Annotated in this window: 18 protein-coding genes; 11 read left to right on the top strand and 7 right to left on the bottom strand. The window is 72.3% G+C overall.

The window, feature by feature from the left end:
- Window positions 1-4 precede the first annotated feature (4 nt).
- Complete coding sequence (locus HNR20_RS24610; protein WP_184184218.1) at window positions 5-1,438, top strand: aldehyde dehydrogenase family protein; 1,434 nt, start codon at window positions 5-7, stop codon at window positions 1,436-1,438.
- Window positions 1,439-1,507: 69 nt separating this feature from the next.
- Here HNR20_RS24610 and HNR20_RS24605 read toward each other — a convergent pair whose 3' ends face one another.
- Window positions 1,508-1,909 (bottom strand): ChaB family protein, encoded by a 402-nt coding sequence (locus tag HNR20_RS24605; RefSeq protein WP_184184216.1) that lies wholly within the window; start codon window positions 1,907-1,909, stop codon window positions 1,508-1,510.
- Between the two features lie 177 nt (window positions 1,910-2,086).
- On the opposite strand from HNR20_RS24605, the gene HNR20_RS24600 reads away from it, so the two are divergent.
- The 4 genes from HNR20_RS24600 to HNR20_RS24585 all read left to right on the top strand — a co-directional run bounded on the left by HNR20_RS24600 (window position 2,087) and on the right by HNR20_RS24585 (window position 4,474).
- Window positions 2,087-3,073 carry a YihY/virulence factor BrkB family protein gene (locus tag HNR20_RS24600; protein WP_184184213.1) on the top strand — a complete coding sequence of 329 codons (987 nt, stop codon included), beginning with the start codon at window positions 2,087-2,089 and terminating at the stop codon, window positions 3,071-3,073.
- A gap of 100 nt (window positions 3,074-3,173) precedes the next feature.
- A complete protein-coding gene (locus HNR20_RS24595) occupies window positions 3,174-3,590 on the top strand; it encodes a DUF2795 domain-containing protein (protein WP_184184210.1) in 417 nt (138 codons plus the stop codon).
- Between the two features lie 52 nt (window positions 3,591-3,642).
- Window positions 3,643-4,104 (top strand): SRPBCC family protein, encoded by a 462-nt coding sequence (locus tag HNR20_RS24590; protein ID WP_184184207.1) that lies wholly within the window; start codon window positions 3,643-3,645, stop codon window positions 4,102-4,104.
- 109 nt (window positions 4,105-4,213) lie between these two features.
- Window positions 4,214-4,474: a hypothetical protein gene (locus HNR20_RS24585; RefSeq protein WP_184184204.1), complete on the top strand. Its 261-nt coding sequence runs from the start codon at window positions 4,214-4,216 to the stop codon at window positions 4,472-4,474.
- Here HNR20_RS24585 and HNR20_RS24580 read toward each other — a convergent pair.
- Window positions 4,432-5,760 (bottom strand): MFS transporter, encoded by a 1,329-nt coding sequence (locus HNR20_RS24580; protein WP_184184201.1) that lies wholly within the window; start codon window positions 5,758-5,760, stop codon window positions 4,432-4,434. The two genes, HNR20_RS24585 and HNR20_RS24580, sit on opposite strands and share 43 nt — an antisense overlap.
- Before the next feature lie 158 nt (window positions 5,761-5,918).
- Here HNR20_RS24580 and HNR20_RS24575 point away from each other — a divergent pair, with 158 nt between their 5' ends.
- A complete protein-coding gene (locus tag HNR20_RS24575; protein WP_184184197.1) occupies window positions 5,919-6,128 on the top strand; it encodes a hypothetical protein in 210 nt (69 codons plus the stop codon).
- Here the strand turns inward: HNR20_RS24575 and HNR20_RS24570 are convergent.
- Window positions 6,125-6,574: a hypothetical protein gene (locus HNR20_RS24570; RefSeq protein ID WP_184184194.1), complete on the bottom strand. Its 450-nt coding sequence runs from the start codon at window positions 6,572-6,574 to the stop codon at window positions 6,125-6,127. The two genes, HNR20_RS24575 and HNR20_RS24570, sit on opposite strands and share 4 nt — an antisense overlap.
- 164 nt (window positions 6,575-6,738) lie before the next feature.
- Here HNR20_RS24570 and HNR20_RS24565 point away from each other — a divergent pair, with 164 nt between their 5' ends.
- Window positions 6,739-7,092 carry a DUF6401 family natural product biosynthesis protein gene (locus HNR20_RS24565; RefSeq protein ID WP_184184191.1) on the top strand — a complete coding sequence of 118 codons (354 nt, stop codon included), beginning with the start codon at window positions 6,739-6,741 and terminating at the stop codon, window positions 7,090-7,092.
- Between the two features lie 68 nt (window positions 7,093-7,160).
- Here the strand turns inward: HNR20_RS24565 and HNR20_RS24560 are convergent, their stop codons facing one another.
- Window positions 7,161-7,970 (bottom strand): mechanosensitive ion channel family protein, encoded by an 810-nt coding sequence (locus HNR20_RS24560; RefSeq protein WP_184184188.1) that lies wholly within the window; start codon window positions 7,968-7,970, stop codon window positions 7,161-7,163.
- A gap of 198 nt (window positions 7,971-8,168) precedes the next feature.
- Between HNR20_RS24560 and HNR20_RS24555 the strand changes: the two genes are divergently transcribed.
- From HNR20_RS24555 to HNR20_RS24545, 3 genes are all read left to right on the top strand, one after another.
- Complete coding sequence (locus HNR20_RS24555; RefSeq protein ID WP_184184185.1) at window positions 8,169-10,307, top strand: ATP-binding SpoIIE family protein phosphatase; 2,139 nt, start codon at window positions 8,169-8,171, stop codon at window positions 10,305-10,307.
- 28 nt (window positions 10,308-10,335) lie between these two features.
- Window positions 10,336-11,013, top strand: coding sequence for an HAD family hydrolase (locus HNR20_RS24550; protein ID WP_184184182.1), 678 nt, complete (start codon window positions 10,336-10,338; stop codon window positions 11,011-11,013).
- 107 nt (window positions 11,014-11,120) lie between these two features.
- Window positions 11,121-12,416, top strand: a complete 1,296-nt coding sequence (locus HNR20_RS24545; protein ID WP_184184179.1) for a cation:proton antiporter — start codon at window positions 11,121-11,123, stop codon at window positions 12,414-12,416.
- A 41-nt stretch (window positions 12,417-12,457) separates the two neighbouring features.
- Here HNR20_RS24545 and HNR20_RS24540 read toward each other — a convergent pair whose 3' ends face one another.
- The 3 genes from HNR20_RS24540 to HNR20_RS24530 form a co-directional block, all read right to left on the bottom strand.
- The gene (locus HNR20_RS24540) at window positions 12,458-13,378 is read right to left on the bottom strand and encodes a sigma-70 family RNA polymerase sigma factor (RefSeq protein ID WP_221309898.1); all 921 of its coding nucleotides are present in this window, start codon (window positions 13,376-13,378) and stop codon (window positions 12,458-12,460) included.
- Between the two features lie 4 nt (window positions 13,379-13,382).
- Window positions 13,383-14,063: an NAD(P)-dependent oxidoreductase gene (locus HNR20_RS24535; protein WP_184184176.1), complete on the bottom strand. Its 681-nt coding sequence runs from the start codon at window positions 14,061-14,063 to the stop codon at window positions 13,383-13,385.
- Window positions 14,064-14,183: 120 nt separating this feature from the next.
- Window positions 14,184-15,122, bottom strand: a complete 939-nt coding sequence (locus tag HNR20_RS24530) for an NAD(P)/FAD-dependent oxidoreductase (RefSeq protein ID WP_184188920.1) — start codon at window positions 15,120-15,122, stop codon at window positions 14,184-14,186.
- 110 nt (window positions 15,123-15,232) lie between these two features.
- On the opposite strand from HNR20_RS24530, the gene HNR20_RS24525 reads away from it, so the two are divergent.
- Complete coding sequence (locus HNR20_RS24525; protein ID WP_184184173.1) at window positions 15,233-15,448, top strand: DUF3072 domain-containing protein; 216 nt, start codon at window positions 15,233-15,235, stop codon at window positions 15,446-15,448.

The raw sequence follows: 15,448 nt of genomic DNA, 5'->3' as shown, positions 1-15,448 counted from the left end.
CCGCATGTACACGGTTGCGCAGCTGGTGGGCGGGGTGTGGGGCGCGGGCGGCGACGGTGGCGAACTGGTCGTGCGTGATCCGGCGGACGACTCGCCGGTCAGCACGGTGCCGGTGGCCACGGCCGACGAGGTCGGCAAGGCGACCCAGGCGGCACGCAACGCGGCGGCCCAGTGGGCGGCGACCGCGCCCGCCGAGCGGGCCGGAGCGCTGCACCGGGCCGCGGACGCGGTGGAGGCGGTCATCGAGGAGCTGTCGGCGGCCGTCACCGCGGAGATGGGCAAGCCGTTGGCGGACGCCCGCGGCGGCGTCGAGGCGGGCGTTGGCACCCTGCGACAGTACGCGGAGCTGGCCCCGCTACGCGGCGGGCGGACGCTGAACGGCGAAGCGGACGCACTCGACTTCCTGACCCCGCAGCCGCGCGGTGTCGTGGCCGCGATCACGCCCTGGAACGACCCGGTGGCGGTCTCCTGCGGACTGCTCGGCGCTGCCCTGGTCACCGGAAACGTGGTGCTCTACAAGCCGAGCGAACGGACACCGGCGACGGGCTGGCTGCTGGCGCGGGCGCTGGATCAGGCGTTACCGGCCGGCGTGTTGTCGCTGCTCACCGGCGGACCCGAGGTCGGTGCGGCGCTGGCAGCCCAGGAGGTCGACGTCGTGGCGCACGTGGGCTCCACCGCCACCGGGCGGGCGATCGCCGCCGCGGCGGCCCGCACCGGCGCGAAGGTGCTCCTGGAGAACGGGGGCAGCGACCCGTTGATCGTCGACGCGGGCGTCGACCCGGAGTGGGCGGCCGGTCAGGCCGCGCTCGGCGCGTTCGCCAACGCTGGGCAGATCTGCGTGGCCGTGGAGCGGATCTACGTGCACCGGGAGGTGGCCGAGGACTTCGTCGCCGCCCTGGTGCGGCACGCCGACGCGCTGCGGGTCGGGCCGGGGCGGGACCCCGGCACCGAACTGGGCCCGCTGGTCGACCGGCGGCACCGGGACCACGTGCACGGTCAGGTGGCCGCGGCGGTGGCGGCCGGCGCACAGGTCCGACTCGGCGGTGCGGTCCCGGACGGCCCGGGAGCGTTCTACCCGGCCACCGTGGTCACCGACTGCCGGCACGACATGCCGCTGGTGCGGGAGGAGACGTTCGGGCCGGTCGCCCCGGTGGTGGTGGTCGACTCCTTCGAGGAGGCTCTGCGCTGCGCAGCGGACTCCCCGTACGGGCTGGCCGCCACCGTGTTGACCGCGTCGATGGGTCACGCACAGCGGGCCTGGCGGGAGCTGCCGGTCGGCACCGTCAAGGTCAACGCGGTGTTCGGGGGCGCTCCGGGCGGTGCCGCGCACCCGCGCGGGGCCAGTGGGCAGGGCTTCGGGTACGGCCCGGAACTGCTGGACGAGTTCACGGCCACGAAGGCGGTGCACATCGAGGCGCCGGGCGGCGGCCACTGGTGAACGGTACGGGCGGACGCAGGGGTGGCGCGTCCGCCCGTACCGCGTCGGTGTGCCCCGGTGCGGTGGTGGTCAGCCCCCGCGAGCCTTGCGGGTGGCCCGGTCGTTGGCCTTCTCGATCGCCTTGACCAGGTCGGGCTTGGTCATGCTGGACCGGCCGGGTACGTCGAGTTTGCGGGCCACCGACATGAGGTGGTCCTTGGTGGCGTTGGCGTCCACTCCACCGGCGGTGGGGGCGCGCCGTTCCGGCCCGCCACCGGCGGCCTGCTGGTCGCTGGGGCCCTTGCGGCCCTTCGGCTCCCAGTGGTCGCCCACCTTCTCGAACTGGTGCTTCACCGCGGCGAAGGCGGTGCGGTGTGACCGCTCCCCCTCCCCGTAGGTCTCGACCGCCGAGTCGTGCGTCTTCTCCCAGGTGCGCTGCGCCTTCTCCGGGGAGCGTCGCAGCGTGCTGGGCAGGTCCTCGCGCCCGGGCATCTCGTCCTCCTCCGTGTCGACAGGGTCACCCTGACCGTTCCCCCGCGACGCGGCGGCAAACCATACGCGGCACCCGCGCGGCGCTGGGCGGGTTTGTCGATTTCGCGATCCGGGTACCGGCGGGCCAGGCCCGACCGGACGACCGGTCATCCGGTGGCCGGGGCGCAGGGAGCGGGCATGACGACCACAGAGCCCGGTACGACGCTCGACGGCGCACCGGGCAAGCAGGTGCCCCGACGGATGCGGCAGCTGAGCTGGCGGACCTGGCGTGGGGTGCTGGTCCGTAGCGTGCAGAACTTCGTCACCGACAACTGCTCCGACTGGGCGGCCGCGCTGACCTACTACGGGGTCCTGGCGCTCTTTCCGTCCGCCATCGTGGTGGTCGCCCTGGTCGGTCTGGTCTCCACCGGCGAGCAGACCCTGGACACGGTGGTCGACCTGGCCAACCAGGTGGGTGCCGGGTCGGTGGTGACCGACGACGACGGCGGCGTGGTCGGGGTGATCCGGTCCGTGGTGCTGCAGCAGAGCAACGCCAAGGTGCTGCTGAGCTTCGGCCTGCTCGGCGCGCTGTGGTCCGCGTCGGGCTTCATCGGCGCGTTCACCCGGGCCTCCAACGCGATCTACGGGGTGAGCGAGGGCCGGCCGGTCTGGAAGCTGCGACCGTTGCAGATCGGCCTGGCGGCGGTCACGTTGGTACTGCTCGCGGTGGTCGCCCTCGGTCTGATCGTCAGCGGCCCGGTCACCGACGCGGTCGGCGACCTGATCAACGCGGGGGGTCTGGCCCGTACGGTGTGGAGCGTGGCGAAGTGGCCGGTGCTCGCCATGGTGATGATGGTGTTGCTGTCCCTGCTGTTCTGGATCGCCCCGAACGTACGCCAGCCCCGCTTCCGCTGGCTCACCCCCGGCGGCGCGGTGGCTCTGTTCTCCTGGGCGGCGGTCTCCTTCGCCTTCGGCCTCTACGTGGCCACCTTCGCCTCGTACAAGACGACCTACGGCAGCCTCGGCGCGGCCATCGCGTTCCTCGTCTGGCTCTACCTGTCCAACTCGGCGCTGATGCTGGGGGTGCAGATCAACGCCCAGGTGCAGCGTGGGCGGCAGTTGCAGGCCGGTGACCCCGACCCGGAGGACCCGGTGCTGCCGCCACGCAAGCCCGCCGACGACTGACCCCGGTTCGGGGCCGGATGTCCGGTCCGGGGCCGGGCCGAGGGCCGGTTCGTGGCCCGGTGCCGGTTTACCGGGCAGGGGGCCGGGTAGCGCAGAAGGCATGGAGCGTGGCAACAGCAAGCACGGACCGAGGATCGACGAACAGATGAGTCAGGAGGTCAGCGGCCTCGTGCAGGGGCCGGGGACCGGCGGCTCTCGGGTCGATGAGTCGCGGGTGCCGGAACCGGCTGGCGAGGACCAGCCGGAGACGACCACCGCCCCGGCCGGCGACCTGCGCACCGGCACCCCACAGGGAATGAGTTCCACGGACGTCGAGCAGCGCAGCCGGCTCGGCCGGTTCATCTCGATGAGCGCGCTGCCGGGCGACCGCCTGATGCTCATCGCCAGCGCCCGCGAGAACGAGGCGCCGGACGACATCGTGGCGGCGCTGGAACGACTGCCCGAGGGCACCCTCTACCAGACGGTCTCCGAGGTGTGGGCCGCGCTCGGCAACAAGAACGAGACAACTCGCTGGTGAGAAGAATCGCCCCCCGATTCGATGACCGCCAGCGGCTGAAGGAGGTTCTCTCATGAGTGGCGTTACCGAACATGTGGAAGTTTCCGTGCCCGTACGCACCGCGTACGACCAGTGGACGCAGTTCGAGCAGTTCCCCGAGTTCATGGAGGGCGTGCAGGAGGTCCGGCAGCTCTCCGACACGATGACCCACTGGACGGTGGACATCGCCGGGGTGAAGCGCGAGTTCGACGCCGAGATCACCGAGCAGCTTCCCGACGAGCGGGTCGCCTGGCGCTCTACCGACGGCACCCAGCAGGCCGGCGTGGTGACCTTCCACCGCCTCGACGCGGACAAGACGCGGGTCACCCTGCAGCTTGAGTTCGAGCCGCACGGGGTCGTCGAGCAGGCCGGCGACAAGCTCGGCATCGTCGACCGGCGCGCCAAGGGCGACCTGGAGCGGTTCAAGACGTACATCGAGCGGCGCGGTCAGGAGACCGGCGCCTGGCGCGGATCGGTGGACCGCCCGCAACCGTGATCCTGAGCAGTGACACCGATGGCCGCCAGAATCCTGGCGGCCATCGCCGTTCCCGAGCCTGGTCGCGTGGCGCCGTTTGCGATCATCGCGCCCGGGTACGGCTGTAGACATGACCGACGACAACATCAGGGTGTGGCGGGACGAGGAGCGGCTTCCGTTGGAGGAGCTGGAGCGTGCCGTTTCGGGCTCCAGCCTCGACGGGGAAGCCGACGACGTGACCGGCAACGACGCCGGCGAGGAGGCAACGTTCGGGCACGGACCGGCCGCGTCGGACCGCGACGGGGCGGTCCGGGGCAACAGCCGGGAGGACACCGACCCGCAGCGCGCCTACCGTCCGTCCACCACCGGCCGGACCGGGCCGGACGTCTGAGTTTCCCGCCCGATCTGGGCGGGCAACGCCTGCGCGGGCGGACCGGCGGTGGGTCGGCGCGCGCCCCACTCGTGGAGCACGATCAACGCCAGCGCGAGTACCAGCAGGGCCGAGCCCAGCACCTGCACCGACGTGTTGCCGATCAGCACGCCCAGTCCGGCCGGGACGAGCGCCGCGCCGAGGCCCGAGGCGCCGATCTGCATCCCGATGGCCCGGTCCGCGTGCGCAGCGCCGACCCGTTCGGCGGTGGTGAGGGTGAGCAGCGGGAACACCGGCGCGGCGGCGAAACCGACCACGACCAGGCCGAGCACCGCCAGCACGGCCGGCCCGGGTACCGCGATCAGCGCCGCGCCCACGGCCATTCCGACCAGGCTGACGCGCAACACCAGCCCGGCCCCCAGTCGCTCGGCCACCACACCCTGCACCACCCGGCCGACGAAGAGGCTGCCCCAGTACGCGGAGACGCAGCCGCCAGCCAGCGCCGCGCTGAGCCCCCGCCCCTCGGTCAGCAGCAGGAACGCCCACAGGCCGGCGGACACCTCGATGGCCACGTACAGCGCGAAGGCGAGCAACCCCGACCAGACGGCCGGCAGTCGTAGCGTGTCCCGAACCGGAACCCGGACGACCGGTGCCGCGCCGTCCGCGCTGGTCGGGCCCGTTTCGACGGCGGCGCCCACCTCGGTGCCGGCCGTGGCGGACGCCTCGGTGCTCGCCGGGACGCCGCGGTGCCAGGCCCGCACGGTGAGCACGAACGCGGCGGCCAGAACGAGTTGGGCGGCAGCCACGATGCCGTACCCCCAGCGCCAGGCGAGCCCGGCGCTCAGCACCCCGGTCATGATCAGCGGGCCGATGGCCACGCCGAGGCCGAAGAAGGCATGCAGCCAATTCATGTGCCGGGCCCCGAAGGCCCCGGCGGCGTACGCGTTGAGCCCGGAGTCGACCGCGCCGGACCCGAGCCCGAGCAGCAGCGCACAGCCCACCAGCACCGCCAGCACGGGGCTCACGGAGTAGCCGGCCAGCGCGAGGCCAGCCAGCACAGTGCTGCCGGCGAGCAGGGCACCGACGCCGACCCGGGCCAGCGTGAAGCCTGCCAGCACGCTGGAGGTGAGATAGCCGACGGTGCCGGCGGTGAGCACCCACCCGACGGCCTCGGTCGGTACGCCGAAGTCGCTCCGGGTCGAGGGCCAGGCGACGCCGAGCAGCCCGTCCGGCAGACCGAGGCTGACGAACGCGAGGTAGGCCAGCAGGAGCTGCGTGGCGCGGGGGCGCGCGGGCGTGGTCGACACGAGACATCATCCTGCCGCAGGCGCACCCTAGTGCCGTAGGTGTCCAATCGCGCGCGGCGGAAAGAAATCGTGTCCGGACGGTCGAGAAAGCGGACAGCTCATCCAGAATCGGCCGATCGGAGGACGGCAAGCCGGCCGATTCGCGTAAGAATTTCGGGATGCATCAAGGCTCCGGAATCCTCTCGACGCGTCAGCGCCGGCTCGCCTGGCTCGGCTTCCTGCTCGCCGCGCTGCAGGCGCCCGTGTCCGCCAAGCTCGTCGCCGACGAGTCGTGGCTGTTCAGCCTCTGTGTCGCGCTGATGGTGGCAACCGTGATCATCGCTGATGACGCGGCGCGGCGACGCCCGGCCGACGCGACAAGCGACTAACCCCCGCTGCCCGGCCGGGCCTCGTGACCCGGTCGGCCCCGACTGCGGCGGCGTTCCTTCATCTCCGCCTCGTAGAGGTGGCGTCGCCCGCCCACCAGTTCGTCGCGGGCCTGCTGGTCCAACTCCCGGAACAGCGCGTGGTAGCCGTCGTCGAAGTCCTCGACGATCTGGAACGTCCACCGTCCGGCGATGACGTTGCGACCCAGCAGCTCCGTGTCGATCCGGTCGGCGAGCTGCGGATGCCCGGCGGCGCGGAACTGCTCCACCGCGTCGTCGAGCATGAGGTCGGCGTGGCCGATCAACTGGTGCAACGAGTACAGATGCCCCCGGGCCCGCTCCACGCACTCCAGCGCCTCGCTGAGCTTGCCGAGCGCGGCGACCGTCGCGTCGCTCACCTCGGGCGGTCGCCGGTGCTGCTCGTCCGGTCCGTCCGGCTGTTGTCCCATCGCGTGCCTCCGTGCTGTGTGCCGCCCTGTGCGCGCGGTTCTCCTGGTGCCCCGTCTGTGCCGGATCAACCCCCGCGGCCAGGACTGGTCGTCCAGGTGGCGCAGGCGACACCCGCCGGGCGGCCGAGGTCGACCCGGTGACCCGTCGGTTAACCTCGGTCACCATGCGTGTGCCGTTCACCCGGGTCGTCTCCCGTACCGCCGTCGACTCGGCGCGGTTCACCCTGGCCGCCCTCACCGTCTCCGTGGGCTCCGCCGGGCTCGCCGCCGCCGCCGCGCGACCAGAGCTGCTGGCCCTCGTCGACCAGCACGCGGCCGCCGTGCGGGACAGCCTCGACGGTGACAGCCAGCCGCTGACCGCCGCGGCCCTCGCCGGCTACGCCGAGGGGGTCCGCGCGGCTGCCCTGGAGCACGGGTGGGCGCCGCCGGAGGGGTCGGTGGACTGGAGCCAACCGGAGTGGCTGCTCACCCGCCTGCTCGCGGTCTGCGCGCTGGCCCGCTCGCTCGACCGGGCCTGACGGGGACGGGGAGGGCATCCCGCGTCGTCCGCGGAACACCCTCCCCACCCGCCGTTCCTCTTGCCGCGCTACGAGCGGTACTGCTGGGCTTCGTCCACCTGAGGCATGGCCTGGGTGCGGTCGCCCCCACGGTCGGCCATCTGCCGCTCCACGTCGCTACGCCCGGCCGCATTGGCCTGACGCTGTTGCTGCACCGCCTGAGCTTCCCGGGCCGCCCGCTGCAGCCAGCCGTCCCAGCGGCTCTGCATCGGCTTCACGAGACCGCCACCGACACCGACGACCAGAATGCCGCCCACCGTGGCGAGCACCGCGATCAGCACCGGGGTCGTCACCGTGGTGGCGATACCCACCTGGTTCAGCGCGGCGATGATGCCGAGCGCGATGATGAAGATCGCTGTCAGGTCGGCCAGGACCTTGCCGTACGAGAGTCCTCCCAGCGCCCCGGTGACCAGATCCCGGACGGCGTTGGCGATCGCGGCCGCCACCACCACGATGACGATCGCGATGAACGCACGCGGCAGCCAGGACACCACGCCGCGGATCAGGTCACTGATCGCGTTGGGCCCCCAGACTCCGAACGCGAACTGCAGCGTGAACAGCAGTACCGCGTAGTACGCCAGTCTGGCCAGAATGTCGGAGGCGTCGTACTTCGTTCTCTCCAGGGCCCGTTTGATGCCACCGCGTTCGACCGCCTGGTCGAAGTGCACCCGTTCTAGCACCGTATCCACGATCTTGAGGACGGCTCGGGCGATGAGCCAGCCGACCACGAGGATGACGATGAAGGCCACTGCCTTCGGGATGAAGAGCAGCACCGACCTCCAGGTGTCGGCGATGGCATCGCCGATGTCGGCCTGCCGGACCGCGAGGGTTTTCAGCATGATGTCCCTCCTGTCGCATGGACTGCGCCGGGCGCATACCCGGCTACCGGTCTGGCAGTCCGCGCAACGCGCCGCGTTTTTTGCGGCAGGCCGCCGGACAGGGGCCCTGAACTGCCCGAACGGCCACCGCGACAGGGAAAGCGACGGCCCGCCGCCATGATCGGATGCCTTTTCCGGTCAGCCGACTAGGCTGCGAACATGCCAGGAACGGTTGGGCGAGTCCCCACGCCAGCAACTCCGGTCCCGGGCGCATCCACCGGGCCCGGGACGGCTGCTGACGTGCTCGCCCACGACTGGGCCGGCACCCCGCTGGGTCCGCCCGAGGGCTGGGACGTGGCGATCAGGGCCGTGGTCGACCTGATCCTCGCCTCGCCGATGCCGATGGCCCTGGCGTACGGCGACGACCACGTCCTGCTCTACAACGCCGGCTACGCCGAGCTGCTGGGCACCAAACACCCGAGCGCCCTCGGCCGCCCGGCCGCCGAGGTGTTCGCCGAGATCTGGGCGCTGCCCGGCGTCGGCCAGGTGTTCGAGCGCACGTACCGGCAGGGCGTGCCGTTCCTGGAGAAGGAATCCACCCTGCCGTTGGTCCGTGGGCACTCCGCGACGGTGGAGCAGGCGGTCTTCACCCGGGGCTACTCGCCGGTGCGCGACAGCGCCGGGCAGATCGTCGGCACGTTGACGGTCGCGGCCGAGACCACTCACGTCACCGAGCAGTTACAGAGCCTCAGCGAGGTGGCCGCGGCGCTCGCCGGCACGCTCACCCTCGACGACGTGGCCCGGGTGGCGCTGCGGTACGCGATCACCACCTTCGACCCCGACCAGGTCTCGTTCGCGGTCGACGAGGGCGGCGGCGGCTGGCGGATGGTGCGCCGGGTCCGCGGCGAGTTGCTGGACGAGGCCGACGAGCGGCTTCCCCCGCTCTGGCGACGTGCCCCGGCGGGCTGGACGGCCCCGGTGGTGCAGGCGGCACACTCCGGCGGCCCGTCCTTCCTCAGCGATGGGCAACCGCTGCGGGAGATCGCGGTGGACCGCCACGACCAGAAGATCCGCTCGATGGCGGCGCTGCCCCTGGGCACCTCGGTGGTCCGCGGCGGGCTGGCGGTCGGCTACCAGGGGCCGCACACCTGGTCGCCCGCCGAGCGGGCGCTGTTGGCCGCGTCGGCGGAGTTGATCGGCCAGGCCGCCGAGCGGGCCCGCCGGTTCGAGACCCAGCACGGCACCGCCCAACTGTTGCAACGCAGCATGTTGCCGGAACACCTGCCAGACCTGCCCCGGTTGCGGGTCGCGGCCCGCTACGACCCAGGGGTGGACGGCAACGCCGCCGGCGGTGACTTCTACGACGCGTTCCTGCTGCCCAGCGGCGCGCTCGGCGTGGTGCTGGGCGACGTCGCCGGCCACGACGTGCAGGCCGCCGCGCGGATGGGGCAGGTCCGGGCCGCCTTGCGCGCGCTGGCCCTGGCCGACCCGGCGCCCGACGCGGTGCTGGCCGGGTTGGACCGGCTGGTGACCAGCCTGGGCGCGGAGGCCGGCACGTACGAACTCTTCGTCACCGTGGTGTTCGGGGTGATCGACGCGGAGCGGCGGGAGTTGACCCTGGCCAGCGCCGGCCACCCCGCGCCGTTGATCCGCCGCGGCGACCCGGAAGGCCGCTCGCACGCCGAGTACGTCGACGTGCCGGCTGGTCCCCCGCTGGGTCTGGGCGGCCGGCCGGGCACCATCACGGTCGCGTTCCGCCCCGGTGACACCCTGCTGCTGTTCAGCGACGGGGTCGTGGAGCGTCGGCGGCAGAGCCTCAGCACCGGGCTGGCCACCCTCGGCGACGCCGTCGCCAAGGCCGGCAGCGGCGACCCTCGCGCGCTCTGCGCGGTGGCCACCGCAGCGGTACCGGGCAGCACGGAGGACGACGTGGCCGTGCTGGCAGTGGAGCACGCGCTCAAGCCGAGTCGTTCGGCGAGCATGGAGGTACCCGCCGAGCCGACCGCGCCCAGCCGGGTTCGGCACTGGATGACCGGCCAGCTCACCGATTGGCAGGTGTCGGAGTCGGTGATCGGGGCTGCGGTGCTCTGCACCAGCGAGCTGACCACCAACGCGTTGCTGCACGCCGGCACGGCCGCCCGCGTGGAGATCGACCTCAGCCCCGAGCGGCTTCTGGTCTCGGTCGCCGATTCCGGCACCCGGGGCACCGTGACGCGAACCCGCACCGACACGTTGAGCAGTCGTGGGCGCGGTCTCGGCCTGATCGAGGAGCTCAGTGACGCCTGGGGCACCGACCCGTCGGTCCGCGGCTCCACGGTCTGGTTCGAGATCCTCACCCCGCCAGCCGAGCGCCCCTGAGACCACCCGAACGGGCAGGAGGACGCCCATGCGTACCGACGGGCCCGCCGGGGTTCTCTTCGACGTGGACGGCACCCTGGTCGACACCACCTATCTGCACACCGTGAGTTGGTGGGAGGCGTTGCGCCAGACCGACCAGCCGGTGCCGATGGCGGTGGTGCACCGCTCGATCGGGATGGGCTCGGACCGGCTCCTGGACCATCTGCTCGGCCCTGAGCGGGACCGGGAGGCCGACACGAGGCTGCGCGACGCGCACGACACCCTGTACGCCGAGTACTGGGAACGACTCACGCCGCTGCCCCGGGCGGCGGACCTGCTGCGCGCCTGCGCCGAGCGAGGGCTACGGGTGGTGCTCGCCACCTCGGCCTCGGAACCCGAGGTCGGCGCGCTGCGTCAGGCGCTGGCCGCCGATGACGTGATCGACACCATCACCTCCTCGGCGGACGCCCAGCAGAGCAAGCCGGCGCCGGACATCCTGGTCGCCGCGCTGGCAAAGTCCGGGTTGACCGCCGAGCGGGTGGTCTTCGTCGGCGACTCGGTGTGGGACGTCGTCGCGGCCAGCGCGTTGAGCATCCCCTGCGTGGGGCTGACCTGCGGCGGCACCAGCCGCGGCGAACTCGCCGGTGCCGGCGCGGTGGCGGTGTACGACGACCCGGCCGCACTGCTGGATGAACTGGCAGACTCGCCGCTCACCCGGCCGAGGTGAGCCTCACTCCGGTTCTCCGGCCCGTACGCGCATAGCCGGAGTCCCTCCGGGGCATGGTCTGTCACCACCTGCCCCGCGCCCCGCGGGTGCGGCTGAAGGGTGGTGCCGTGGAGCCGGTAGACGTGGCGTTCGCGCTGGTGGGCTTGGGTGCTCTGCTCGCGGGCGTCCTGCCGCGGGTGCTGGAGCGGCGTCCACTGTCCATGCCGATCGCCTTCCTGGCCCTCGGCATGCTGGTGTTCCTGCTGCCGGTCGGGCTGCCGACCCCGGACCCGCTGGCCCACCCGGAGCTGACCACCCACCTCACCGAGATCGGCGTGATCGTCGCGCTGATGGGTGCCGGGCTCAAGATCGACCGTCCGTTGAGTTGGCGGCGGTGGTCGTCCACCTGGCGCCTGCTGGCGATCGCGATGCCACTGTGCATCGCGGCGGTGGCGCTGCTCGGGTGGTGGTGGGCGGGGCTGGTACCGGCCGCCGCGCTGTTGTTGGGCGCGGCGCTGGCCCCGACCGATCCGGTGCTCGCCGCCGACGTACAGGTCGGCGAGCCGACGGACGTGGAAGATTCCGAGGACGAGGTCCGCTTCGCGTTGACGTCCGAAGCTGGCCTCAACGACGGGCTGGCGTTCCCGTTCGTCTACGCCGCCATCGCCATCGCCTCGACCAGCCTCGCTCCGCGCGACTGGTTCGCCGAGTGGTTCGCCGTGGACGTGCTCTGGAAGGTGGGTGTCGGGGTCGGGGGTGGCCTGCTCATCGGCTGGCTGCTCGGCAAGTTGTTCTTCCGTGCGCCCAGCGAGCTGCGCTTGGCCCGGCACGCCGAGGGTTTCCTGGCGCTGGCCGCCACGTTCCTGGCGTACGGGCTGGTGGAGGTCGTCGGCGGGTACGGCTTCCTGGCGGTGTTCGTGGCCGCGCGCGCGATCCGGGCGGCCGAGCGGACCCACGAGTTCCATTCGGTGCTGCACGACTTCGCCGAGCAGGTCGAACGGCTGCTCACCCTGGTGCTGTTGCTGCTGCTCGGCGGCGCGATCGTGGGTGGTCTGCTGGTGCCGCTGACCTGGCCGGCGGCCGCCGCCGGGCTGGCGCTGGTGTTCGTGATCCGGCCGCTGATCGGCTGGTTGTCGCTGCGCGGCGCACCGGGACGGCCGGCTGAGCAATGGGTCATCTCGTTGTTCGGCATCCGCGGCGTCGGCTCGTTCTACTACCTCGCGTATGCCACCACGAAGGCCGACTTCCCGCAGGCCGAGCTGCTCTGGGCGACCGCCGGGCTGGTGGTGCTCGTCTCCGTGGTGGTGCATGGCATCACGGCGACTCCGGTCATGCAACTGCTGGACTCCGCGGGCGAGCGGACCTCCGACCCGGCCGAACGTGACACCGACGCCCGCCCGGTCGCCACCGCCGGGCACGCCTAGGGTCCTTCGACTCGCCGCCGGACACGCGCTCGGCCGCGACGTCACCCGCCGTCCTGATCGTCCGCGCCGGGGGCCAGGAAAGATCCGGTCAGTGTCGAGGCCGCAGGCCCCGCGGGAAGCTTGTCCGGGTCGAGGACCATGTCGATGGCGGCAATGCGATCGTCGTGCACGGTGAAGCCGACGACGGCGACAAGTTTGCCGCTCCGGTCGCGTGCGACGACGCCGGCGACCCCGTTGACCATCGCGGGAGCGCACAGGCGCGCGAACCGTGGCCCGGCGTCGGCGGCCCGTGCAGCCACGGCGCGAGCGCCGGTGAGCAGGGCGGGTGCGAGCCGAGCACGGCGTCCGTGGTCGGAGCGGAACACGACGTCGGGGGCCAGCAGGGCAAGCAGGGCGTCGAAGTCACCGGCACGGGCAGCGGCCAGAAACGCGTCGACGACACGTCGCTGGGCGGGCAGGCCGGCGCGGGGCTGCGGGGCATGCTCGCGCAGTCGCCGCCGGGCCCGGCTGGCCAGTTGCCGGGTGGCCGCCGGTGTGCGCCCCACGACGACGGCCACCTGCTCGAACGGCATACCGAACATGTCGTGCAGCACCACCGCGAGCCGCTCGGCAGGCTCAAGGCTGTCGAGCACCACGAGCAAGGCGATGCCGACCGCGTCGGTGTGCAGGGTGGCTTCCTCCGGATCGCCGTACTCGCTGACGAGCGGCTCCCAGGTCGCGCTCAACTGCTCGCGGCGCGCCTGGCGGGCCCGCAGCATGTCGATGCACACCCGACCGACCAGGGTGGTCAGCCACGCCGCCGGGTTGGTGATCAGGGCCGGATCGGCGCGCGTGGTGCGCAGCCACGCCTCCTGCAGCGCGTCATCGACCTCAGTCAACGACCCCAGCAGCCGATAGGCGACGGCCCGCAGACGCGGGCGGTGCTGCGCCATCTGCTCGGCGAACCACTCCTGGTCGTCCATCTCCCTATTTCCCGAACGCTTCCCGCCGCAGCATCGCCAATAGTGTCGGAGCGCCCTCCGCGGTGGTGACAGCCACGGTCCGCCCGACCCACGCAGTGTCCGTGGCCTGAGCGAGCAGGCAGGCCGCCAGGTCCTCGCGGCTGGTGAAGATGCCGTCGGAACGATTCTCGGAGAGTCGGTAGCGAGTGACGCTGGCACTGTCGAAGAGCCCCGACGGGCGCACGATCGTCCAGTCGAGGTTGCTGTCCCGCACCTGCCTCTCCATGGCGCGCATGTCGTCGTAGGTGGACTTGCCGATCGTGGCGGTGACCAACGGCTGAATGACGCGGTTGAGCAGGAAACCGCCCTCGGCGTGGTGATGCGGCTCGGTGGCACTGGAACTGACCACGACGAGCCGCCGCACACCCGCACGGCGCATCGCGGCCAGGACCGTCGCGGTGCCTCGGCTGTAAACCAGCACCGGTTGCCGAGTGAACGGCACTCCAAGCGTCGACAGCACCGCGTCGGCGCCGTCCACCGGGGCATCCACGGTCACGTCGGCGGCCACCACCTCCAACCCCGGGCCCTTCACCGGGAACGATTCCGGCTGCCGGGTCACCGCCCGTACGTCGTGGCCGGCGTCCAGCGCCTGCTGTACCAGGCGACGACCCGTGGCCCCGTTCGCGCCGAGAACGACGATACGCATCTGGTGTGCTCCCCTCCCGAAGTGGCTTTCCACAGTGACGTCGGTCGGCGCCGATCGTTTGTGACAAGGCACAGGTCGCGGCGGTCCGGCGCGGGCGGAGGCTGGGTCGGATAGTGGCGGTCAGCCGAGCCGGGCGGCGATCGCGCGGCCAAGGTCCCGACCGGAGCGCCAGGCGCTCTGCACCCGGGGCTTGCCGAACGCGTCGCCGGCCAGGCCGATCCCGTCGGCGTCCAGGTGGTGGCTGGCACCGGCGGTGTTGCTGGTCGGCTTCGCGTACGTCCAGCGGTGCACGTGCACGTCGACGGCCTGCTCCGGCAACCCCAGCAGGTCCCGGACGGCCTGCTCGACCGCCGGGCCGGCCCCGCTGGGTTGGGCCAGGTGTCGGGCGGCGAACTCCGGCACGGTGTGCGCGACGAGCACCGGCGCGCCGTCACCGCGCCGGTCGCCGTCGTCGCAGACGAGGTTGAGGACCGGATGGTCGTTGACGAACGCACCGCGGAAGTCCGGCCAGCGCCGGCTCGGAAAGCGCAGCACCGCGGCCAGTGACGGCGACCAGTGCTGCGCCTGTACGACCTGGGTGGCGGCGGTCAGGGCCGGGGCAAGCAGCAGGGCGGCCTGTGGGCCCGGCATGGCCAGGGCGACCGCCGCGCACGACTCGCCGTCCACGGCCGGACCGGGGTCCACGCTGAGCACCAGCCGGTCGACGGTCACCGGCACCGCGCCGGCCAGGTGCTCGACCAGCGAGCGCAGCCCTTTCGGGGCGGCGAAGCGCATCGGCCCGGGCACGTCGTGCTGCCCACTCTGGTCGTACGCCTGGAAGGTGTCGGTCCATTCGCGGACCAGGCCGGCGGCGCGCCACTGCTCGACCACGGCGACGAAGTCCGGGTCGGTGGCGGTGAAGTACGCCGCGCCGATGTCCGCTGGCCGGCCCTCGAAGCGTTTGCTGGCCATCCGGCCGCCGCAGACGTGGCCCCGCTCCCGGACCTGCACCGGCACCCCGGCCCGGGTCAGCTCCACCGCACAGGCCACCCCTGCGATGCCCGCCCCGACCACCACCACGTTCGCCCGGTCCACGCTCATCCGGCGATCCTAGGTGGCGGCGAGCGGGCAGGCATGAAGGAGCAGAGATCAGGGTAATGGCACACCTGTTCGAAGAGAGGGAGATGACGATGACCGACCGAGGCAACGAGCAGGCCGACCAGAGCGCCGCGATCAAGGACCCGGACGAGTGGGTCACCGGTGACGAACCACCCACCGCGGCCCAGGAGTCCTACCTGAGCACCCTGGCCCGGGAAGCCCACGCGGAGCTGCCGCCCGACCTGACCAAGGCCGAGGCCTCCAAGCGCATCGACGAGCTCCAGGCAGAAACAGGCCGTGGCCAGTAA

Source organism: Micromonospora parathelypteridis, from assembly GCF_014201145.1.
Taxonomy (GTDB): Bacteria; Actinomycetota; Actinomycetes; order Mycobacteriales; family Micromonosporaceae; genus Micromonospora; species Micromonospora parathelypteridis.
This window is presented reverse-complemented; position numbering and strand designations above follow the sequence as displayed.